Raw genomic sequence first — 21766 nt, 5'->3', positions numbered from 1 at the left:
ACAATTAGCTGCTTAGTTTAGACATTGCTTAGAACTTATATGTTAAATATATAAATCCTAACTTTATATTTAAAAAAAGTGCAGATTTTTTCCAACGGCTTCCGTTTTGAAGTGCAAAATACTAAAATAAATGACCATTTTTCATCATGCTTTTAGTCTTTATTATAAATTTATCTTTTTCTCTTCAATATTTAAAGAAATTCCTCCAACCTTCACTTCATTAATTTTTTGATTATGAATTATTAAACTACTTAAAACCTCTGAAGGTTTTTTCATAGAATATCCCTGTTCAAAGACCAAATTTTCTGCATTCTTCCCCAAAATAAATCCATATTTATATAAATAGCAACTTAATGCCCCATTAGATGTTCCAGTTGCAGCCTCTTCAGGAATACCATATAAAGGTGCAAAGTTTCTACAATGGGCAGTTGAATCATATTCCGTTTCCAATGTAAAAAGATGATATCCAATAACATCTTGTTTTTTACTAACATATGAAATCTTATCAAAATCAGGTTTTATTTTATATAATGTCTCCAATGATTTAATTGGAATTAAAATATCCCTTAATCCTGTAGATACGATTTGAATCGGAAGCTCATTCATAATATCATCTTCATTAATATTCAATGTGTTAGCTATCTCTTTTTTATCCAGTATTTCATAAAATTCAGGATTACGCTGGTTCATATAAATTACATTATCATTCCTGCATTCTACATTTAAAATACCAGCTCTTGTTTCTTGCGTATACTCTCCTACTTGTATAATACCTTTATTAGCCAATAAATAGAAAGTTGCTATAGTAGCATGCCCACATAAATCCACTTCTTCGTTAGGAGTGAAAAAAGCAACCTTAAAATCAGCTTTATTTGATTTCTTAACAAATGCTGTTTCCGAAAAACCAACTTTTGCTGCGATTTTTTGCATATCATGTGCTGATAAAAAGTCTGCATCTAAAACTACCCCTGCTGGATTTCCACCATTGTCCGTTTTTGCAAAAGCATTTAATGTATAAACTTTTATTTCCATTTACTCTTCTCCTCTTAAATAAACTTAAATAATTTTTATTACATTTGTTTGTTAAAACTGTGAATCACTAAGGTGCAGATTTTTTCTGCACCCTTTTTATAACAATATATAATTCATTTCTGAAGATACCCAAGTTATAGCTTTTTCAAGCACTTAATATCTGTTCTTTAAAATAGTATCCATCTATTTTATCCCTTAAAGTTTCAATCCCCTGTTCCGCTAAGTTCATAAAATCAAGCACTTTTTCACTCCAACCAGATATTATGTTTACATTATCACCGGAGAATTGCTGTGTTCCATAGCCCTGCATATCTATAGCATGTACCCAAACTTTTGGATTTATCAACCTCTTATATTCCTCTACATATCTTTGACATACTGTTCCATATCCTCTGTTTATTTCATTGTCTGATAGTATTATTATTCTATCTACAAATATTTTCTTTTTAAACAGATATTTTAAAGGCAACGAAATATCTGTTCCTCCTCCATTAACCTTTATCGAATTAGCATTAGCAATTATTCCATTTTGAGTTGACAAGTTGTTCATATAAAGTCTTGTATCAAAGGTTGTAGTTATTGTTTCTTCACATATATAATTAGCTATAGACATTAATATCACTGCAATTTCTGCACAGGTCATTTCACTTCTTCTGCTTATTGGCATATTCATCGATCCAGATACGTCCGCTGATATTAGAGTTTTACCTGAAAGTTTACTTATATTTTTTGTAGAATGCTTTATAGCAGTTTCTAATGAATCGAATACCTTTGAAGTGCCTATACCTTCATTTTTCAAGGTTTTATAAGCAGAATAATATCTAAATGGCAGTTGCTTATTATTTAAAACTTTCTGTTCATTAGATAAAAATTCGTATACTTTATTTATGTTGTTGACATCAGATTTAATTATATTTCTTAAGTTACGCATCATAGCCATATAACCAAGCTTATTGTTTTGAATTAATTCTTCCCAAACCTCTTTTTTATTACCCCTAGCTGAAAGCTGAGTTTCCCAAGTTATAGGAGTTTGAAGCTTATCTTCTAATAGTCTCTTGAACATATCATTTTGCTCATTAGTTTTAGCTTTTGGATGTGTTAAACAAAGTATATCCTTAAGCCTTATTTCATTTTTACGATTATACTTTGCCAATTGATATTCATCAAAGCCAAGAATTACATCTGCAATTCCCTTTTTAATAGAATTAGGGATTGGCTTTCCATAGGAATTTACATAATATGATAGTATTTCTGTCATATCGTCTACTCTAAGAGCTGTCATGCCAACGGCCTTTCTTACATAGTTCTTTCCCATATTTGATCTGGCCAATTCACCAATTAAAGCATGAGATATAGATCGTAAATTTATTTCCTTTCTTGCATAAATGCACAGATTTGCAACAAACTTTGGGTCTACTTCAATAACCCTTTTAGCGGTTTCTATAATATCTTGCGAATTATCTCCATAATACTTATCTTCATTAAACATGCTAGTTAATACTTGAGAAAGGAGCTTATCTTTATCCTTCATTTTATAGGCTTCATGCCCTGATATATTTGTTGTTTTTATATTATTTTTAACGTTGAACTTAGACATTATAGCCCTCCTCTATTTCTTATGAAAGCTTATTATAAGATATAAAATAGGGAGAAAAGCTATTTGAGTATATAGTGCTCTACCAACTGAGCTATTCATTCTCAAAGAGAATGAAATCGGAATCGAACCGACGACACCTTTCATACTAATCGAAGTAACTCAAATATACACTGCCCTATTTTATTGATTTAAGGAGGAAATTCGAAAAGAGGTCTTTATTATACCAAAATAGAAGTAACTCTTTTCTGCACTACCCTTAACCTTACATTTACAGTATAGGATATTTATATGATGAGTTACAGACAAAAAGTTTGCAATAATAATTAGTTAGAAAATTTTCATGCTATTGTTTAAGAGCATTTTCTACTGCTTTCATGAATGCCTTGCTAGTAGTAGTGGCTCCAGTAACAGCATCTACATCTGCCCTTTGCTCTCTAATTATTTTCTTGAATACTCCTTCTGCATAGGTTACATATACGCTTTTGCGATTCTCTACCCCTTTAATATCAATAATTCTATGGTTTTTAACCTCTACTTTTACTTTATACACGTAACTGCCAACTTTTGCTTCACCTTGATATACTCCATCATTAATTTTTGTGAGGTTTACACTTCCTATAGGCATATTCCTAATTTTGTTTAAACTAATAGTATTTGAAATCATAAATCCAACACCAATTATAATTAAAGGCAATATAACCATTATAATAGTTTTCTGTCTTACCTGCCCTTTTACTTTTCTTTCTCCCCAAGGTTTAAAAACAGAAATGAAGATAATCAATACCATTCCTATCACTTCAATAATTGCAGATACTAATGCTTTGTTTTGAAATTCTAAATACTCACTTTTCATAATAGAATTGTTCAAACCTGCATCTGATATAGACGCCATTCCACTAACCGCAGGACCAAATCCACTCCAAGTAATTATAAACATAACCAGCACAAGCAACCACTTTAACATTATCCACTTATACTTAATGAATTCCCATTTCGTAAATATTCCATATATAAATGCAGTTATTATTAAAATTAAAAATGCATAATTTACTCCCCAGGTAAATATCTTAAGTATTCCTAAATCTACTGGAAAAGTATTTCCCTCAAAACGCCCAGTCTGTTTTAACAAAAGAAGGCTTAAGATTGAAATCAGCCCTCCAAATACGCTTGCAACCAAAAGAAGGTGTGCTGCCTTTAATAATTTTTGATGATTGCTATTTAAAACCCAATTTCTACCCATTTCCCCGCTCCCCTTTCATTTTTATTGAGTTCTTATGCTTATATTTTTATCTTTGATAAACTATTTAAATAAATTAATAACTCCAAACAAATGATAGGAATTTATAATTTCAAATGATTTCTTAATATCTTCAGGCGACTTTGACTCCTTTAAGATATGCATCATCATTTCAATCAGTTTTTCATATATCATTTTAATAATGCCATAGTTCATAGAATCATGAATAATCTCATTACTTTTCTTTGAATAATGTTCCTTAACATTTTCTATCATATAACTTATAACTTCATCCTTTATCCCTTCATATCTTGTACCTTCACTTCCATTAATCATTACTAAAACTTGTTCTCTGTTTAAGATCATATATTCAATAAACTCTTCATTGATAAGATGAAACTTACTGATTGATTCTCTTCCATTTAATTCCTTGTTCTTCGCCAATATAACTTTATTAATTAAAATACTTTTCAATTTTTCCAATACACTCTCGGGAGCTACTGAATAAAAGATTTCTTCTTTACTCTTATAATAGCGATATATATTTCCAACTGAAACCTTTGCTTCTACTGAAATATTAGAAATTTTTGTATTTTCATATCCTTTTTCTCCAAAGATTTTTAAGGCGGCAGAATCAATTTTTTCTTTGATATTATCTTTTTTATACTGAACCATATTTACTCCTTTTATAAAAGCGAATTAATTATTCTCTTTTAATTATATTATACTCCTTATTTTCCCAATTGTCTATGTAAAGTACACTAACAAGGATTTAAGTCTATTAATATCATGTAAATTTGAATAAAAGAACAGCTTGGATATAGAAGCTTTCTTCTCTTCCAAGCTGTTTAACACACAAATCTATATTATTTTTATAATTACAAAATCCTACGGCTATTCTCCAGCTTTAAAGTTATAAATTGGTTTAATAACTTTTATTATTTCTACTGTATCTTCAATATTATTGATTATTTCTTCCATGGGCTTATATGCCATAGGCGCTTCATCAATAGTTGCCTGATTTACTGATGTAGTATAAATACCTTCCATGGATCTTTTGTACTCCTCAATGCTTACACTTTCCTTTGCTTTACTTCTACTCATTAAGCGGCCTGCACCGTGTGGAGCAGAATAATTCCAGTCAGGATTACCCTTTCCAACAGCTAATATGCTTCCATCCCTCATGTTTAATGGGATTAGCACTAATTCCCCATCATAAGCAGAAATACTTCCCTTTCGAATTATGTTATCCTTAAAGTTTATATAGTTGTGAATTGTATGGAAATGTTTAAAGTCTTCCAATTTTTTATTGAACAGCTTTTGCAATATTATATTAGCCATTGTTTCCCTATTTAAATTAGCATACTCTTGACAAATACTCATATCCTTTAAATACTTTTCTTTATAACTTCCTGTTAAAAAGCATAAATCCTTTGGATAACTAGGCAGTAACTTGTCATATTTCTCTTTTAAAGACTTTAAAGCAGATTGAATTTGATGCCTCTTACCTTCTCTCTTATACTCACTTATAATATTTTCTCTTTGAATATAATAATCTTCTTTTCCAGCACATAAATCCACTGCAAGATTCTGATAGTACTCAGCTACTTGCTTACCTAGATTCCTGCTGCCTGAATGAATAACTAAATATGCATTTTTCTTCTCATCAATATCTATTTCAATAAAATGATTTCCTCCACCTAAAGTTCCTATACTTCTTTCAATTCTTTTTGTATCTTTTAACTCTCTATAGCAATGCAATTCTTGAAGCTCTGAAAACTTAATCATTCTTCCTTCATGGACATTCATGCCTGAAGGTACATATTTACGAGTGATTTCGTCTAAACTTTGTAGGTCTATTGCAATTTTCCCCAATTCTACAGTAAGCATCCCACAGCCTATATCAACACCTACTATATTAGGTATAACCTTATCTCCTAAGTTTGCAGTAAAACCTATTACGCACCCCTTGCCAGCATGAGTATCAGGCATTATTGCAATCTTACTATCCTTACAAAATTCCTGATTACATAATTCAACTACCTGTGAAATAACTTCCGGCTCTAACTTATCTGTATATACCTTTGCACTGTTATATTTTCCTTTTAATTCTATCAAATTATTCTCCCCCATTCCTACTTTGCTGCAATCATTGAGTTCAATTGCTCGTCTTATTCTTTTAATCACCTCATCTATAATCCTTTGAGGGGATAGGACCTTTACATAAGGACCAAGTGTTAATATTTTTCTTATTATTTCTTCTTCCTCAAATACATAATAAAAGAGTTTTATTTCATACCTATCCTCTTCAAGACACCTTGAGGATCTTTCCATTCCTGAAAAACTCATGAAACATCTTTCCATTGCCATCTTTTTATCGGTAACCTCAAGTATTATAGGCTCTTCTGAATATCTATTCTTATGAAGAAGCTCAATTGCAACTTCTCTATCTATAGAAAGTTTTTCTTTTTCTATTATTTCTATATTGCTCATAGTGTAGAGATTTGCCATTATAGGCCTGTTATCATTCAATGAATACATTGAAACTCTGAATCTGTCATCTTTAAGAGAGCACTCCAATCTTACAGGAAGAGATTCCATGTCACAGTATTTATTTCCTAGTCTATCAGTATTGCAATACCTTATTGACTTCTCTTCTAGTATAGCCTTCAGCAGCACTTTAAAATTAGTTTCATATTGGTCTGAGTCTAAAAGCTCGGGTAATTTTGATTTATTGGTTGTTTCAATAAACTCACTTAATGAAGGACTATCAATATCCTTTAGCTCCTCTTTAAGTTTAGCTATTGTATTCTCCCTTAATATTAGTTTTAGCAAAGGTTCATCAAGAAGGGACTTAAGCCAAGCCTTTTCTATATTTGTGAATCTAACTGGTATAGCTATTTTATTGCTATCTTCAACTTTAGGATAAAATAGACCATTTTCTTCTTTAAGCAAATTATAGTTTTCATAATCCTCGTACTCGTTGAGAAGCAGCCCCTCAAAAGTCTTGTTATCTTTTCCTATAATTTTCTCTTCAAAATCTTCGTCATCTATTAACTTAATGATGTCTTTTTTAGAAAGACCATCTTTACATTCATTAAGCACTCTAAATACTATGTGAAAATATCTATTTTTTACTTCATCAAAGAGTTCCATAGTTTTCAAGCATCTCCCTCCAGTCTTCTGCTAATCTTTTTGCAAGGTGTCTTCCTTGGATAACCTTCATGTAGCCTGAATAGCTTCTTATCCATGGCACCATCTCTCCACTGTCATTAACTCTCATAGTTAAATGGTAGCAGCCCTCTTCTATTCTCTCAATAATGCCTTCCTGAACCTCGCTTTGAATTTTGTCTATAATATATTTTTCCTTAGACTCATCAATAATAATTTCGATTTTTACACTTTCAGTTTTTTTCCCTTGACCTAGTGGTACACTAGACCAGCTATACTTCATATCTCTTTCATATAATTCTTTAAGACCTTCAGCTTCATAGGTGCTATTATAGACTTCAATATCTTCAATTCTATCTAATCTTGATATTACACATCTATTACGGTTGTCATAAGAAACTAAGTAAAATCTTCCACATTGAATATCATAACGTACCTTAAAAGGCCTCAGAGTTTCTTTAGGATTATCTATACTTCTATTTGGAGGTAATTTATAATTAAGTCTTATACATTTTCTCTCCTGCATAGCATTTAATAACTTCCATAAAATTTCTTCCTCTATAACAGGATGAAAGTGAAGGTTTCTGTATTGAAAATAATCTCCAAAATCAATCTTTATTTTTCTTTCGTAGAGTATATAATCTTTTAAATTGTCTTCACAATAATAACCTGCTGATACAGGGAATAACATATTTTTAAACAGAGAAACGGCCGTAAGAAGTTCAATCACCTCTTGATCATCAAGCACTTCAAATATGTCTTTAGATATACTATAATGCTTTGTTCTTTTTACCGTTTCACAGTCCAAAATCCCTAAACTTGTACACATTTCATTAAGTTTTCTTTCAATTGTCTTACTGCTTATGTTGTCATAAGATACTAATCCTTCTCCTATTAAAGCATCTTCTATCTCACGAAAGCAGCATGGTTTTCCCTGAGCATATAGAGTCCCCAAAAGACAGAAATATAATATTAAGTCTGTACGAGTAAAGCTTTTTGTCATATATGTTTTTACCAAAAAATTTTCTGTGTTTCTTATAGAATCATATGTTAAAGCTAGAAGCTTGTATCTTCCGTCCCTATCAATTCTTATGTACTCTTCTTCTATGTACTGTTGTATTCTTCTAATTTCATAGCTTATTTTTCTTGAACTAATTTTTCTTTTTCCCTCTAATTCTTCTCTAGAAAAACATCCATAAAGAAATACATCTCTAAGTATTGTCCGTATTATATTATAATGCTTTATAAAATCACTAAACATTTAATATTCTCCCTCAATGGCGATTTGTATTCATTTTAACACAATCTAACTATGGTAAAAGTATAAATTATATGTGTAATATTTTACAGACAAAAAGGTTGCCATTTACCAAAAACGTATATGCTTGTAAAATTTACTAGCTATTAAATATTTATAAAATAGCAATACTAAATTAAGTGCAACTTATAATAACATCATCATTATAAATATTTTTTATTAAACCATATCTTATAAATTGCATTGGAGGATAAGAAATTGAAAAACAAATTGAAACTTTTTATGTCTTTTATAAGTATATTCTTTATAATTTTATGCTTTAACGAAAATATAAAAAGTATGGAAATGCAAAATACTACAAAACCAATTGTGGATTTAGCAACCTATCAAAAGGACCTAAATCAAGGAAAAAAAGTTATATATTTAACCTTTGATGATGGACCTAGTATTGTAACAAATAAAATATTAGATATTTTAAAAGAAAATAATGTCAATGCTACTTTTTTTCTCATTGGCAATCAAATAGATGGTTTAGAAGATACGGTAAAAAGAATTCATAGTGAAGGACATAGTATTGGGTTACACTCTTACACACATAAATTTAAACTTATCTATTCAAATAAAAATACATTTATAAAAGAAATGGTACAGTGTCGTGAAAAAATAAATGAAGTAGCTGGGATTTCTCCTAATATAATCAGATTTCCTGGCGGCAGCCGAAAGCATCTTACTGAATCCTATCTTAATAAACTTCATAGTTGTAACTTTAAAATATATGATTGGAATATGGAGACTATAGATGGAGTAAAGCCCAAAACCCCTCCTGATAGATTATATAGGCAAGCAACAAAGAATAGCGAAGAATTGTCCAGTATAATATTACTTATGCATTGTGATTATATGCATAAGAATACCTGTAAAGCATTGCCTAAAATAATCAGCTATTATAAAGATAAAGGCTATGAATTTAAACCAATTACAGAAGATACTCCAGAACTTTATTTTCCAATAACAAAAAAGACATCTAACTTCTTTGATTTTATATTTTCATCTAAGGATTGTATTGAATAAGAAAAACGTAGATCGAAGCAGATTTCTCTACTTTAATCTACGTTTTTAAAAATATTTTACATAATTTATTTTTATGCTTACAAAACTAATTCATACAGTTTAAACCAAACTAAGTCTGGAATATTTAAGCCTAAATCAACAGTTCCCACATATTTGTACTTACACTTTTCGTACAATGATATTGCAGGTGCATTATGGATAGAGACATCTAGCCGAATTGCTTTCATTCCTTGTTCAAGGCTATATTTTTTTGCAAAGTCCATTAATTTTTTACCAACACCACTCTTCATATACTTTGGATGAACAACAAGCGTATGTATTACGATAATGTCTTTATAGTCTGCCTCAATCCCCCAAGTTACTTGAGAGTATGCAGCTTCTGGTTTATGATTTAGTATTATAGAACCTGCTATTTCATCATTCATTTTTAATACAAATAAATTATTATCTTGAATTCCAGTAACAGCAGTTTCTCTAATTGGATATATTCCTTTTGCCCAACCTGGATAATTTATGCTTGATTCTAAATAATCATTTAAATCATCATATAAATTTTCCAGCTCATCTACATCATTTACTGTTCCCTTTTCTATAACATAATCCTTATTATCTGGCGTTTCCACTGTTGTATCGAATTCCTGAACTCTATCTATCGATATCCCCCTTCCTACTATATAAATAAAATCCTCATAGCATTATTAGTTTAACTGTTATCTCTATTCTTTATCTATACTTTAGCCTCAGCATCAGCTCTTCTTAAATTATTCTTCTAATTCAATATATATTCTTTTATTGATTTTTCCTTTACTTTTATAGTCTGCTATTTTTATTTTCCCAACTTCTTCAGTATTTTTTACATGAGTTCCTCCATCTGCTTGAAGATCTAAGCCTTCAATCTCAACAGTTCGTATCTCTTTAATACCTTCTGGAAGAAGATTTATTTTTGTCCTTATTAAATCAGGAATTTTGAAAGCCTCTTCTCTTTCAAGAGTATTTACGCTAATATTTCTTGCAGATTTTACTTCTTCATTGATTTTTATTTCTATTTCATCAACTAATTCCTTGTCAAAATTTTCAAACTCGAAATCCAGTCTACCTTTGAGACAATCCATATCTCCACCAGTTACTTGAGCTTTATAGTCCCTCCATACAACACCGCATAAAATATGCATAGCAGTATGAGTTCTCATTAGCTTATATCTATGCTCCCAGTCTAATTTTCCAGTACAAATTTCATCAACTTTAGGAAGATCACCATCAATATAATGATATATATCAGAGCCTTTTTTCTTAACTTTTTTAACAATATATTTATTTGTAGCTGTTTCTAATACTCCATTATCGCAAGGCTGACCTCCTCCCCCTGGATAAAATGCTGTTCTATCCAAAACAACGGCATTTTCCTCCATATCTACTTTAATGACTTTGCAATCAAAACTTTTTACATAACTGTCTTTTTGGAATATTAATTCACTCATTTTTGTTCCTCCTTAAAATTTATAATAATATAGCTTATCAGTTATTGTCTGTCCGCTTAGTTTTGAACTCAGAAAAATATAAAAGATAGATTCTGTATATTTATTATTTCTATTATATTACTTTTTTTGCTAAATTGGATAAAAGTTTACAACCATTGCCTTAAGAGTAGTTTTTCCGCAACTTTTATAGGTATGAGAAGTTGCTGACAAAAAGCAAATAGAATCTTCTCTTTTCAATAAATAGTCCTGGTTGTTTGTTGTTAATACAAGTTCCCCTTCAAGAACAGTGATGTACTCCTGTGACTTTTCGGAATGACCAACAGAAGTATAGGTTGCACCTGAATCCAATTCAAGTAAAAATAATTCAAAATTTCTATGTGGTGTATTTCCATAGTAGCAATAAACACGATATGTTCCATCTTCACTAGTTTGTTCTTTAGCTTCTGACTTTTTAATTACAAAAGTGTCATTTTCATGCTTATCAATCAGTACGGTATATGGAACATTTAAGCCTTTCGCAATTTTCCAAATGGTATTGATTGTCGGATTTGTATCGCCCTTTTCAATCTGAGAAAGCATTACTTTACTTACTTCAGACAATTCTGCTAATTGTCCTAAACTTAAATTTCTTTCTAATCTCAATCGCTTAAGATTTTCTGCAATCACTGGATTCAGATTCATATGTAAAACCTCCTGTTAGTAGCTAAATATTAAAACGCATTTGTAAACTATATTTTACGATTGTTAAACATATTATACACAAACATAATTATAATTACAAGTATTATTGTGAGAAAATAAAGTAGCTATTTACTTAACATGTTTACGACATAAAACACATTAAATAGATAGCCTTAAAGAACTTACTTATAATTAAAAGCTATATAATCTTTTTCATAAAATATCTCTTATGTCCCTGTGGACACTCATCTAATATTCCAAAGATCTCATATCCATGTTTAATATAAAAATCTTTTGCTTGAAAATCAAAGGTATCTAAATGAATTAAATGACACCCTTTGTCCTTAGCTATTTTTTCAACTTCTTTTAAGAGTCTTGAACCTAATCCATCTTTTCTATATTCTTCTTTAATCCATAAAACATCTATATATACACAATTCCAACAATACATCTTACTAAGTATTCCTGCAATAATTTCTCCATTTGTATTTTCGATAACTCTATTGATCCATAAAACAGAAACTTGTTGTTTAAGAGGAACTTTGGATAAATTGTATTCAACTATTCTATCCACAATTAAATCTACATCCTCACTATTTCCTTCTCTTATAATATAATCTTTCATATTTACCTCCTATTTCTTTATAAGATGATTAATAAAATTTCTTAATTTACTATGCTTAATTAGATGATTGTTGAGGTTTATACTTTTTGAAAATAATCAAAATCTCTGTTGACCTTAGGTCAGACCTAAGGTGTATATTGTCTTTATAATAAGTTTCATTAGAAATTAATATAATTTCGGGAGGTTTTTATGGAAAATAATTCTGTTAACTATTCAAATTCAAAACGTATTTTTTATCTAGATTTTGCTAGAGGACTAGCTGTCTTTTTTATGATTATGCAGCATGCTATGATCATGCATGAAAGAACAGCTGGAGAGGGTAATACTCTTTTAGGTAATATCTTTATTTGCTTAGGGACAGCACCTGCTGCACCCGTGTTCATTCTTATTATGGGTATTTTCTTTATGCAATCAAAAAAGAGTATAAAAGAAAATGTAATACGCGGTTGTAAATTATTTGTCTTTGGATATGTTCTCAATTTAATAAGATTTACCTTTCCTTTACTTTTAGCTGGAGGTTCTTATAATCCTGGACAAAGTCCTATATCTCTATTATTTTTAGTAGATATTTTTCAATTAGCAGGATTATCACTTATATTTTTCTCTGCTTTTAAAAAATATGCCGATAACTTATATATACTGCCAACAGTAATCCTAATCATATTGCTCGTATCGCCATATTTATGGGGATTACAAGGTCGTATTTTCATTTTTGATCCACTATGGGGTGCTGGTAAAAATACTGATTTTCCACTATTTCCATGGGCAGTATATTTTCTTTTAGGTATGTATTTAAGCAAACACCTTCAAAATCAAGTCTTAGAAAAACAGATAAAGAAAAAGCTAATTTTAGGTAGTTTATTTTTAGGCACAATAGGCATTGCAACAACTTCATTCTTCCCTATAGGTGATTACTATAGAAGTGGGTTAAGTATTCATTTCTTAATGGTGAGCTTTATATTTTTATGGTTACCACTATCTGATTATCTTGTTACAAAGCTAAGGAAAAAAGGATTTGACAAACTCTTAAATGCAATTTATTTCTGGAGTAAAAATGTTACAGGAGTTTACATCATTCAATGGATAATATTTGGATGGAGTATTTTGCTCTTAGGTGCAAATCAAATGACAGATTATGTGGCTATGATCATTGGCTTCATTGTATTACTCATCACTCATTTTTCACTAAAGTACACGAAGTTAAAATATTTTTTACCAAAGCTGTAGCTTAAGGCTACAGCTCTAAATTTAAACTATTCTTTTCAATAAGCATTTGAAGTTCATAATATATCCCATTGTTATAAAAAATCGAAATCATGGAATTTTCTATAACAACGAGATTACCTTTAATATTTATATTATTCACTTTTGCATATTCAAAAAATTTATTAATTTGTTTTTCAAACTCCTCATCATTCTCCGCAAGGAACTCATAACATAGATACTCTCCTGCAACTAGTTTATGGCTAGTACCAGAATTTTTCTCATCCTCTCCTATACACATATACACATTGGTATTGTCATAGAGATTGATGATATCAGTTTCATATAGACTTAATGTTTTGCTAGATTCACTCATAATGTCATAGAATTGCTTGGCTGAAAATGGTGCTTGACAATTCATTTTGAAGATTTGTTTAAGATTACGTTCTTCAATATCTTTTATAATATATTTATCCTTTGAAATATCAATCATATTTATTTTTTCAATTATACTCATAGTAAAATCTCTTAATGCTATAAGATTGTTTATCTGTTCATTGATACAATCTACAGAAGTATTTAATAACTGCGTATAATCCTCAACTGCATAATTATTAAAACACATCTTAATACTGTTAACGGGAAGGTTAAACTTTCTTAAAAGCAGTATGTGGGCCAGTTTATAGATCTCATTTAAACCATATAGTCTGTACCCATTTTCATCAATCCTATAAGGTAGAAGAACCTCTTTTTCTTCAAAATATCTTATTTGATGAGTAGAAACATTCATCAATCTCGCAAGTTCACTTATTGTAATATGTTCTCTCAAATAAAATCCTCCATTATTTATAATTTAGAACTATTATATACTCTAGCAATTCAATTAAAAATTAAATTATACTTTAAAGTACTTTGATTCATTTCATATCTCTTGATAATATTATGCTAACCCATATAATTCAGCAAAAGGGTCCCACTCCTTATCCTCATTCCATTTATATTCAATTTTATTACTAATTTCTTTTGCTTTTTCTTTTCCAAGTAATTCCGATATAAAGCCTAAAGTCATATCAATCCCAGCTGAAACCCCTGAGGATGTAAAAATATTACCATCATTTACCCATCTTGATTTCCTTACCCATAACACGTCCTTTCCTTGCGATACTACCCAGTCAAATGCCTTTTTATTTGTAGTTGCTTTTTTACCATCTAATAACCCTGTTTTAGCCAATAGTGCTGAACCTGTACAAACGCTCATGATATATTCTGATTCTATTGCAATATCCTTTATAAAATTAATTAGGTTTTTATCATTGATCTTCTCCCTTATGCCCATGCCTCCTGGAATAAATATAATAGTATTTTCATCATTCTTCTTCTCATATTTATTAGTTTCTACTTTTACATTTTGAGTACTCGAGACAGTTTTTCCATTAAGAGAAACAAAATTCAACTTAAATATATCAGGTAAACATCCAAATATCTCAACAGGTCCAAACACATCTAGTGTTTCAAATTGTTCAAACAAAATTATATTTACTACATATTTCATTTTTTATCCTCCAAATAAAAATAATTATAATTGATAAACCTTACATAAAAAATTCCTCAATTAGTCTCCCATCTATACTATAAAACATTATAAATTTTTAATTTTTCTCTTAAATCCTTAGAGTTTTTAAAAAGTATAGTTTCAAAATTAAGTTTTCTGGCACCTTCAATATTGCCCTGCGCATCATCTATGAAAATCGATTCTTCAGGCTTTATCTGGTACTCCTCTATTATTCTCTTATAAATGCCATCTTCAGGCTTTATTAACTTTTCCTTATAGGAAACAATTCCACCATCGAAAAGATTAAAAAAGTCATATCTCTTAGTTACATATTCAAATGCTAGTAAATGAAAATTAGATAGAAAATAAACCCTATGCTTTGCATCTTTTAATTCTTTCAAAACCTTAACCGACTCTTCAATAGGTGTAAGAAGCTCATACCAATTTTCAAAAGCGAGTTTTATCAAGTGCCCATTTTTATTGCTATTCTTAATTATAATACTCTTGGCCTCTTCTTCAGTAAGTGTTCCTCTATCGAGCATTACCCACTCTTCGCTTTGAAATAATTCTTTATGTACCTCTGAAACTTTATCAACTTCCGCAATCTTTGTCTTTAGATATTCTTCTGGTCTAAAGTCCAATAATACATTTCCTAAATCAAATATAATATTTTTATACACAATCTACTCCCCTTTATCACCCTTCAATTTTTGTATAATCAAAAACTAAATTATATCTTTGAAAACTCCTTGATGTTAAGTTTATTTATAAATTACATCACAATTTTCACTTATTACTTTTAATGCAGATGAAGGAACATATGAAGATATATCACGTCCATACTTATAAAGCTCCATAACCATTGAGGAGCTTACGTGACTTAGACTGCCAGCCCTTATATATATAGTCTTTAGTCCAAAGGATTCATTAATCCTTGCTAAGTTTTCTTCATATTCATAATCAATTCCGTTTCTAATACCTCTAATTAAATAATCAGCCTTATTTTCGTTAGCTAAATCCGCTATAAGGCCTTCAAACCTAATGACTTCAATTTTATTACCATAGCTTAAGTTGGAAACTGTGTCTTCAATGGCTCCAAGCATTAATTGAGAATCAATTCTACGTTTTTTATCAGCATTATTAGCTATAGCAACTATTACTTTATCAAATAGATAACTTGCCTCTGTAAGAACCTGAAGATGCCCTATAGTAAATGGATCAAAAGAACCTGCATATACAGCTATTGTCATACTCGTTTTCCTCCAATTGTTTACAATATATAAAACTTTAAATTATGTTAAATTCAATTTATTCTTATTATGCTATAAATTTGTTACATAAATTCGAGAACTTTCACCCCAAGGATGATATCCTGTTCCAACATAGGTAAAACCGTATTTTTCATAATATCCAACATGGTCGGTACAAAGATACAAATTAGAAAAGCCTCCCTTTTTTGCATCTTCCTTTGCCTTATCTAGCAACAATGAGCCATAAGCATTTCCGCGATATTCTTTTTCAATATACAAAGCACAAACCCAAGGATACAAATCCATTCTGCTGATGAAATCATTAGTAATAAGTCCAGCACAACCAATAATATCTCCATTATTCTCTAACAAATACCACTGAGGCAGTGGATTAGTTGTTGTTATACAATTAGCAATGCAATCCTCATATACCATTAAGCTATCTTCCCTTGCCCATTTGTTTTGAAAATATTTAATTGCTTTGTCCTTATGTTTAGGGCTTTCTTTGACTGATATAATATTCATTTTACTGCTCCTTTGTTTTATGTTATTTACCAGAATGGTCTAATGCCATATTTTCATAATAAAGTTTTAAAGAACATTGCTCTTCCCAAAAGAATCTTTGAATATATACATTCTATAAAATAATGCTACTTTCCTTTATTTTCATCGGTAGAAATTGTATAATCAGTATATAAAAGTAGTTAGGGGGATACTATTATGATGCTGGCTACCTCATTTGCTCTATTTAATTTAATTATTTTATTAATGATGTTAGGTATGAGCATTTATGGATTTATATTATTTGTTAAGCTTGCAAACAGAGGAATTAAAGCACTTGATATATACATAGACAAACATAAAGAATAAGTTGAAAGCCTGCATCCTCAATGAATGCAGGCTTAATTTTTGTCTGAATTATTTAATCATAAAGTCTATAATAGCTAGTAACCACAAATGTAGTGGATAAAAAACATAGAATAAATACTTAGAAAACTTATTGTTTAGTCCTCTCTCACCATTGTACAAAACAATAAAGGGAACTACTAATATAAATAGAAAGTCTGAATTAAACATTAGCATATCTATAGTATCGTTTATAGTTGGATATGTTGTATAACTTGTCATGAACAGAGCTATAGACAATATTATATACGCTAGTATAGATTTTTTCATATTTCCTCTAAATAAATAGGTTATTAATATAAAAGGAATTAAAGCTAGTCCACCTTCTGTAAAAGCTGCAAGTGGTATAAGTATCATTCCCAATACTATTAATACAATTTTTTTACCGTCCTGCTTTTTCTTACTTAATTCAAATATATTTAATATAGTAAGACCTAGTGCTAAAGTTAAAAATATATTATTATGAGCTTTAATATCTTTTGAAGCTAATGCAATATTTATTATTCTATTTCCTACCTCCATAAATATTGCCCAGGCAATCAGTCTAATGTTATATTTCAATTTGTTTCTAGTATGAAATAATCCTTCCACTAAAAGAAATCCAAAAATAGGTGCTACAACTCTTGATAATGGGTGAAACCATAGTGAGAATATTTTAGGAAATTGAAAATACAAATGATCCATCAGCATTAATATCAGTGCAAAAACTTTAATTTGAAATGCGTTTAATTTTTTCATATATCTTTCCTTTCTATGATTGAATAACCTCTTTAAATACAGCCTTTTTATATTTTGAATTTACTATGATATATCCTAAAATTTGAATTATAAGAAAAATTACTGAACATACTATTGCAACTGTAAAATATGATTTTACTATTTCGCCACCTAAAAAACCTCCTATGGTAAAAAGCAAAATTAGAGCTACAAAAAATGGAACAAACATCAGCGTAAAAATCTGTGTAGATATAATTTTTGAAAGTTCCTTTTTTGAAAGTCCAAGCTTTGCAATTCCTTTAAATTTTATACATTCTTTTTCGAGTTCTGTGAAAAGCTTAAAATAAATCATACTTGATGCTGCAATTGTAAAAATTGCGCTCATAGAAAATCCTATATAAAACATAAGATTTTTAGAATTTTTTTCAGTTGTAAAAAGTTCTTCAGCATTAAAAAAACCAAATTTATATTCCTTACCACCTATTATCTTTGAACTTAATTTCTTTGAAACTTTTGATTCTTCTTTCCAATTATTGATATTAAATGCATAAACTTTTATATTATCGTAATTTTCTTTTTTATTAAAATTCTTTGATATTTCATCACTTAATACATGAATTCTTCTAAAAAAGCCCTCTGGCATTATATTTCTCTTACTTATACCTAATACAGTTGGAGTAACTCCCTGCTTTTTTAAAATAGTCTCCACCTCTTTACTTATGTTATTATTAGGTATAATACTTGGTGAACCACTTATTATATAAACCTCATTATTTTTTAGTGAAATTGGAGCACCGCCAATGCCTTTTAAAGCATTATTATATTCACTTTCAGACATTACAACAGCATCTTCATAAGTTTCACCTTTATACATTATTGTATATGTGTATTGTATATACCCACTCTTTTCTTTTAATGTATCCTGAAGTAGTTTTACATGTTCCTTCTCATAATTATTATTTCTAAGTGAAACATAAGTGTAATCGTAAGGATAACTAGCTTTTACCTTTCTCTCTACATCTGCATTTGCAGCATAAAGCATGACAATTGCAAAAAAAGCTCCTGTAAATAAAATTGTGACAAGATACATAGTATTTATATTAGAACGAAGCTTCGATTTAATATCAGAAATTATAATCATATTTGTTCTGCGAAAATATAATTTTCTTTTCTTTATAATTGTTATAATTAAAATTGACATTTGCGTATATAAAAAATATATCGCAATTAGCATAGCAGCAAATATTGACATAATACCCTGGGTTGAGTTTGCAAAATTCTTTAATACAGCAACCTTATTATAAAAAGAAAATATAAGCACACAACAACTAACTATTAATACTCCAATTATCATGATTGAAGGTGAAAATGTCATTTCTTTTTCATCTTTTTTATCTGATTTCAACATATTTATAACTTTATTTTTACGAACAAAAATAGGCGAAATAAATGAGATAATGAAGAATAACATTAAAAACATTCCAAAAGTCAAAACCATGGCTTTGATTGGAATATACATTGCGAATCCTTCAACCATCATTACTTTTTTTGAAATCATTAAAAATAAAGGTGAAAACACAAGTCCAAATACAATTGCTGTAATTATTGCTGTAATTCCAATAATCATATTTTCTCTAAATATCATTTTGTTCAGTTGTCTCTTTGACGCACCCATTATTATAAAAAGTCCTAAGGTTTTTTCTCGAGATTTCATAAAAGCTCTAACAGAATAAGAAATAAATATAAATGAAAAAATATAAATTAAAGCATTTCCTGACATCATTGCCAGTGAAAGTGTTGAACCATTTTGTATAACACTTAAATCAGGATGAAACATTGAAACTGAAAAACAAAAGAATATAAATATGGAAAATACACTGCTTAAGAAATAAGCAAGGTATGTCCATTTATCTCTTAATACATTGTTTAATGCAAGCCTATTTAATGTCATTTCTGCCACCTCCTAAGAAGCTTAACATATTAATAATTTTTTCATAAAACTCACTTTGATTATCTCCACAGTGAATTTCATTATATAGTTTTCCATCTTTAATAAAAATTACTCTACTACAAAAACTTGCAACATAAGCATCATGAGTAACCATTAAAATTGTAGTGTCAAGAGTTTTATTAATTGAAGCAAAAATCTCCATTACATCTTTAACAGCCTTTGAATCAAGGTTACCTGTTGGTTCATCAGCAAGCAAAAGAGATGGTTCATGAATTATTGCTCTAGCAATTGCCACTCTCTGAGCCTGCCCCCCTGAAATTTCAAAGGTGCGTTTTTTTAATAGATTTTCAATACCTAGCAATGAAGTCACGCTTTTCAATCGCTCTTTCATAGTCCTTTTGGAAATACTGTCAAGAGTGAGAGGCAAAATAATATTTTCCTCTACTGTTAAAGTGTTTACTAAATTAAAATCTTGAAAAACAAAACCTAGTTCCTGTCTTCTAAACTTTGCAAGCTTATCATCATTTAACTCATGAGGTTTTTTGCTGTTTATTATAATCTCTCCCCCTGTAGGAAGGTCAATTGTAGATACACAATTCAAAAGAGTTGTCTTTCCGCTGCCTGAAGGTCCCATTATAGCAACAAACTCACCTTTTTCTAAAGCAAAACTTACACTATTTAATGCGGTGTATTTTATTTTTCTACTATAAATTTTCTCAAGTTTTTTTACTTCTAATATACTCATATACATCAATTCTCCTTTTTCATGCTTTATTACCTAATTTATTCTTTACTATTATTTCTTTAAATTTGCATACACCATATTATCATCCTTTAAAGTTCTAAGTCCAAATTTAAGTACTTTTTTACTTTGAACATCATAAACCATTATAAAATCAGTTACATCTGATGGTTTTCCATTAAAATGACCCAACAGATAAACATTTTACGAAGACCTCCTTTGTTTGTTTTGTTACTTTAATATTACTCTAAGGCCTTAATCTAAGCCATTCATTATAATTACAATTTCATTACATTTTTGTAATAAAAAAAGCCCTATATTAGAGCTTAAAATATATATAAAATTTTGCATACTCTCCTTGCTTAGATTGCACCTCAATCTCATGACCAAGCATATCAATTACTTTTTTTACAATATATAATCCTACTCCAGTAGATTCTCCATAAATCCGTCCGTTGTCACCAGTAAAAAACAAATCAAAAATTCTGTTTATATCGCTTTTTTTAATACCGACTCCCTCATTGAAAACTTCAAAAATAATTCTATCTTGCTTCATAAAAGCCTTTATATCAACAGTCTTGTTCTTTGTGCTATATTTTATAGCATTATTTATAAGCTGATAAATAACAGATTTTATCCATTTTTTATCCGTGTTAACGGTTATCTCTGTTGGTACTGATACCCTTGGGAATACAGATTGAGTAATAAAAAACTCTTTTAGCTCATTTACAATCTCCAAAGTAATTTCTTTAAGATTTGTCCTTTCAATTTTCATATCACTTGCAAAATCATCCATACGTAAAAAAGTAAGTATTTGAGAAAGATTATAATCAATTCTTTTAGTTTGAAATAGTATCTTTTGATAATCTTCGTTACAATTATTATTCTCCGCAAGTAGGCTTATAACTGAAATAGGAGTCTTCATATGATGAACCCATTGATTTAACATTATCTTATATTCATTTTGGGAGTTTTTCATAGCATTTATTTCACTATTATAAAGTCTCATATACTCTTGCATAGTTTTAGAAAAAGCACTTTCTAAAGAGGAATGGGGATCTATAGTTAACATATCTTCAAACTGCTTTGGTTTTTCTGAAAGCTTTTTGTAAATTTGATTGTTTGAAATATATCTATATATTAAGAAACAAATAAGTAAAAATGAGTTTAAAAAGATAAAGTAACCTATGCTTTGTTCAAAACCTCCTAGCTTATTATAAAAAAACATTAAAGCTATAAAACTGATTATATATAAAATAATGACCCATAAGTTATCTTTCAAAAATAGTTTCATT

At 29.4% G+C, this 21766-nt stretch carries 23 protein-coding genes; 3 read left to right on the top strand and 20 right to left on the bottom strand.

Translation table 11 applies throughout. From position 1 onward, the window contains the following. Nucleotides 1-162 precede the first annotated feature (162 nt). From ACZ5N4_RS08110 to ACZ5N4_RS08085, 6 genes are all read right to left on the bottom strand, one after another. Complete coding sequence (locus ACZ5N4_RS08110) at nt 163-1032, bottom strand: PhzF family phenazine biosynthesis protein (RefSeq protein WP_464208822.1); 870 nt, start codon at nt 1030-1032, stop codon at nt 163-165. Nucleotides 1033-1177: 145 nt separating this feature from the next. Continuing rightward, on the bottom strand, nt 1178-2629 hold the full coding sequence (locus ACZ5N4_RS08105; RefSeq protein ID WP_464208820.1) for a TROVE domain-containing protein: 1452 nt from the start codon (nt 2627-2629) through the stop codon (nt 1178-1180). A gap of 343 nt (nt 2630-2972) precedes the next feature. Then, nucleotides 2973-3869: an FMN-binding protein gene (locus ACZ5N4_RS08100; protein WP_464208818.1), complete on the bottom strand. Its 897-nt coding sequence runs from the start codon at nt 3867-3869 to the stop codon at nt 2973-2975. A 60-nt stretch (nt 3870-3929) separates the two neighbouring features. Beyond that, on the bottom strand, nt 3930-4541 hold the full coding sequence (locus ACZ5N4_RS08095) for a TetR/AcrR family transcriptional regulator (protein WP_464208816.1): 612 nt from the start codon (nt 4539-4541) through the stop codon (nt 3930-3932). 219 nt (nt 4542-4760) lie between these two features. Continuing rightward, a complete protein-coding gene (locus ACZ5N4_RS08090) occupies nt 4761-5984 on the bottom strand; it encodes an RtcB family protein (RefSeq protein ID WP_464210870.1) in 1224 nt (407 codons plus the stop codon). 1024 nt (nt 5985-7008) lie between these two features. Then, on the bottom strand, nt 7009-8298 hold the full coding sequence (locus ACZ5N4_RS08085; protein WP_464208814.1) for a WYL domain-containing protein: 1290 nt from the start codon (nt 8296-8298) through the stop codon (nt 7009-7011). A 255-nt stretch (nt 8299-8553) separates the two neighbouring features. Here ACZ5N4_RS08085 and ACZ5N4_RS08080 point away from each other — a divergent pair, with 255 nt between their 5' ends. Next, nucleotides 8554-9366 (top strand): polysaccharide deacetylase family protein, encoded by an 813-nt coding sequence (locus tag ACZ5N4_RS08080; protein ID WP_464208812.1) that lies wholly within the window; start codon nt 8554-8556, stop codon nt 9364-9366. Between the two features lie 77 nt (nt 9367-9443). Here ACZ5N4_RS08080 and ACZ5N4_RS08075 read toward each other — a convergent pair whose 3' ends face one another. The 4 genes from ACZ5N4_RS08075 to ACZ5N4_RS08060 all read right to left on the bottom strand — a co-directional run bounded on the left by ACZ5N4_RS08075 (nt 9444) and on the right by ACZ5N4_RS08060 (nt 12150). Further along, the gene (locus ACZ5N4_RS08075; RefSeq protein ID WP_464208810.1) at nt 9444-9989 is read right to left on the bottom strand and encodes a GNAT family N-acetyltransferase; all 546 of its coding nucleotides are present in this window, start codon (nt 9987-9989) and stop codon (nt 9444-9446) included. A gap of 138 nt (nt 9990-10127) precedes the next feature. After that, nucleotides 10128-10844: an alanyl-tRNA editing protein gene (locus ACZ5N4_RS08070; protein WP_464208808.1), complete on the bottom strand. Its 717-nt coding sequence runs from the start codon at nt 10842-10844 to the stop codon at nt 10128-10130. A gap of 129 nt (nt 10845-10973) precedes the next feature. Beyond that, nucleotides 10974-11525 (bottom strand): helix-turn-helix domain-containing protein, encoded by a 552-nt coding sequence (locus ACZ5N4_RS08065; protein WP_464208806.1) that lies wholly within the window; start codon nt 11523-11525, stop codon nt 10974-10976. Between the two features lie 199 nt (nt 11526-11724). Then, complete coding sequence (locus tag ACZ5N4_RS08060; protein ID WP_464208804.1) at nt 11725-12150, bottom strand: GNAT family N-acetyltransferase; 426 nt, start codon at nt 12148-12150, stop codon at nt 11725-11727. Nucleotides 12151-12339: 189 nt separating this feature from the next. On the opposite strand from ACZ5N4_RS08060, the gene ACZ5N4_RS08055 reads away from it, so the two are divergent. Beyond that, nucleotides 12340-13377, top strand: a complete 1038-nt coding sequence (locus tag ACZ5N4_RS08055) for an acyltransferase family protein (protein WP_464208802.1) — start codon at nt 12340-12342, stop codon at nt 13375-13377. A 7-nt stretch (nt 13378-13384) separates the two neighbouring features. Here ACZ5N4_RS08055 and ACZ5N4_RS08050 read toward each other — a convergent pair whose 3' ends face one another. From ACZ5N4_RS08050 to ACZ5N4_RS08030, 5 genes are all read right to left on the bottom strand, one after another. Then, nucleotides 13385-14182 (bottom strand): helix-turn-helix domain-containing protein, encoded by a 798-nt coding sequence (locus tag ACZ5N4_RS08050; RefSeq protein ID WP_464208800.1) that lies wholly within the window; start codon nt 14180-14182, stop codon nt 13385-13387. 111 nt (nt 14183-14293) lie between these two features. After that, nucleotides 14294-14905 (bottom strand): DJ-1/PfpI family protein, encoded by a 612-nt coding sequence (locus ACZ5N4_RS08045; RefSeq protein WP_464208798.1) that lies wholly within the window; start codon nt 14903-14905, stop codon nt 14294-14296. Nucleotides 14906-14982: 77 nt separating this feature from the next. Further along, nucleotides 14983-15585, bottom strand: coding sequence for an HAD family hydrolase (locus ACZ5N4_RS08040; RefSeq protein ID WP_464208796.1), 603 nt, complete (start codon nt 15583-15585; stop codon nt 14983-14985). Nucleotides 15586-15666: 81 nt separating this feature from the next. After that, on the bottom strand, nt 15667-16155 hold the full coding sequence (coaD, locus tag ACZ5N4_RS08035; RefSeq protein ID WP_464208794.1) for a pantetheine-phosphate adenylyltransferase: 489 nt from the start codon (nt 16153-16155) through the stop codon (nt 15667-15669). A gap of 72 nt (nt 16156-16227) precedes the next feature. Beyond that, nucleotides 16228-16680, bottom strand: a complete 453-nt coding sequence (locus ACZ5N4_RS08030) for a GNAT family N-acetyltransferase (protein ID WP_464208792.1) — start codon at nt 16678-16680, stop codon at nt 16228-16230. A gap of 195 nt (nt 16681-16875) precedes the next feature. On the opposite strand from ACZ5N4_RS08030, the gene ACZ5N4_RS08025 reads away from it, so the two are divergent. Next, entirely contained in the window at nt 16876-17025 is a 150-nt protein-coding gene (locus tag ACZ5N4_RS08025; protein WP_464208790.1) for a hypothetical protein, read from the top strand. A gap of 48 nt (nt 17026-17073) precedes the next feature. Here ACZ5N4_RS08025 and ACZ5N4_RS08020 read toward each other — a convergent pair whose 3' ends face one another. The 5 genes from ACZ5N4_RS08020 to ACZ5N4_RS08000 form a co-directional block, all read right to left on the bottom strand. After that, nucleotides 17074-17799, bottom strand: a complete 726-nt coding sequence (locus ACZ5N4_RS08020; protein WP_464208788.1) for a TraX family protein — start codon at nt 17797-17799, stop codon at nt 17074-17076. Between the two features lie 13 nt (nt 17800-17812). After that, the gene (locus ACZ5N4_RS08015) at nt 17813-19729 is read right to left on the bottom strand and encodes an ABC transporter permease (protein ID WP_464208787.1); all 1917 of its coding nucleotides are present in this window, start codon (nt 19727-19729) and stop codon (nt 17813-17815) included. Then, on the bottom strand, nt 19716-20474 hold the full coding sequence (locus ACZ5N4_RS08010) for an ABC transporter ATP-binding protein (RefSeq protein WP_464208785.1): 759 nt from the start codon (nt 20472-20474) through the stop codon (nt 19716-19718). The genes ACZ5N4_RS08015 and ACZ5N4_RS08010 overlap by 14 nt, the downstream gene beginning before the upstream one ends. Nucleotides 20475-20525: 51 nt before the next feature. Then, on the bottom strand, nt 20526-20663 hold the full coding sequence (locus ACZ5N4_RS08005) for a hypothetical protein (protein ID WP_464208783.1): 138 nt from the start codon (nt 20661-20663) through the stop codon (nt 20526-20528). A gap of 127 nt (nt 20664-20790) precedes the next feature. Continuing rightward, a complete protein-coding gene (locus ACZ5N4_RS08000; protein WP_464208781.1) occupies nt 20791-21765 on the bottom strand; it encodes a sensor histidine kinase in 975 nt (324 codons plus the stop codon). Between the last annotated feature and the right edge of the window lies 1 nt (nt 21766).

It is taken from the genome of Clostridium nitrophenolicum (assembly GCF_055391695.1).
This window is presented reverse-complemented; position numbering and strand designations above follow the sequence as displayed.

Coding starts and splice junctions, on each gene's coding strand:
- ACZ5N4_RS08025 (WP_464208790.1), top strand. CDS start 16,876: ATGATGCTGGCTACCTCATTTGCTCTATTTAATTTAATTATTTTATTA.
- ACZ5N4_RS08060 (WP_464208804.1), bottom strand. CDS start 12,150: ATGAAAGATTATATTATAAGAGAAGGAAATAGTGAGGATGTAGATTTA.
- ACZ5N4_RS08000 (WP_464208781.1), bottom strand. CDS start 21,765: ATGAAACTATTTTTGAAAGATAACTTATGGGTCATTATTTTATATATA.
- ACZ5N4_RS08070 (WP_464208808.1), bottom strand. CDS start 10,844: ATGAGTGAATTAATATTCCAAAAAGACAGTTATGTAAAAAGTTTTGAT.
- ACZ5N4_RS08095 (WP_464208816.1), bottom strand. CDS start 4,541: ATGGTTCAGTATAAAAAAGATAATATCAAAGAAAAAATTGATTCTGCC.
- ACZ5N4_RS08105 (WP_464208820.1), bottom strand. CDS start 2,629: ATGTCTAAGTTCAACGTTAAAAATAATATAAAAACAACAAATATATCA.
- ACZ5N4_RS08045 (WP_464208798.1), bottom strand. CDS start 14,905: ATGAAATATGTAGTAAATATAATTTTGTTTGAACAATTTGAAACACTA.
- ACZ5N4_RS08100 (WP_464208818.1), bottom strand. CDS start 3,869: ATGGGTAGAAATTGGGTTTTAAATAGCAATCATCAAAAATTATTAAAG.
- ACZ5N4_RS08015 (WP_464208787.1), bottom strand. CDS start 19,729: ATGACATTAAATAGGCTTGCATTAAACAATGTATTAAGAGATAAATGG.
- coaD (WP_464208794.1), bottom strand. CDS start 16,155: ATGACAATAGCTGTATATGCAGGTTCTTTTGATCCATTTACTATAGGG.
- ACZ5N4_RS08085 (WP_464208814.1), bottom strand. CDS start 8,298: ATGTTTAGTGATTTTATAAAGCATTATAATATAATACGGACAATACTT.
- ACZ5N4_RS08020 (WP_464208788.1), bottom strand. CDS start 17,799: ATGAAAAAATTAAACGCATTTCAAATTAAAGTTTTTGCACTGATATTA.
- ACZ5N4_RS08030 (WP_464208792.1), bottom strand. CDS start 16,680: ATGAATATTATATCAGTCAAAGAAAGCCCTAAACATAAGGACAAAGCA.
- ACZ5N4_RS08065 (WP_464208806.1), bottom strand. CDS start 11,525: ATGAATCTGAATCCAGTGATTGCAGAAAATCTTAAGCGATTGAGATTA.
- ACZ5N4_RS08055 (WP_464208802.1), top strand. CDS start 12,340: ATGGAAAATAATTCTGTTAACTATTCAAATTCAAAACGTATTTTTTAT.
- ACZ5N4_RS08110 (WP_464208822.1), bottom strand. CDS start 1,032: ATGGAAATAAAAGTTTATACATTAAATGCTTTTGCAAAAACGGACAAT.
- ACZ5N4_RS08010 (WP_464208785.1), bottom strand. CDS start 20,474: ATGAGTATATTAGAAGTAAAAAAACTTGAGAAAATTTATAGTAGAAAA.